This is a genomic window from Pseudomonas sp. CMR5c (assembly GCF_003850545.1).
Classification (GTDB): Bacteria; Pseudomonadota; Gammaproteobacteria; order Pseudomonadales; family Pseudomonadaceae; genus Aquipseudomonas; species Aquipseudomonas piscis.
This window is the reverse complement of record NZ_CP027705.1, coordinates 2,339,542-2,339,772: the sequence shown is the minus strand read 5'-3', so window position 1 is coordinate 2,339,772 and position 231 is coordinate 2,339,542.

Genomic DNA, 231 nt, shown 5'->3' with positions numbered 1-231 from the left:
GTGTGACCTGCCTAGGATTCGGAAACGGTTGAAGAGAACGTCCGTGTTTCAGATGCAACGTTTCAGATGTGGCCGCTGTCCACTTCACGAGCAGCCACGCCCCTTGGGTGCAGGGGGCCGCGCAACAGCCAGGATCTGGCGCAGCGAAGGAACGCTAAAACATCCCTCCACAGGTGTCTGGCATGGGAACTCGGGACACTATCCCGGGCCTGTCCCCCTTGGCGTCACGCC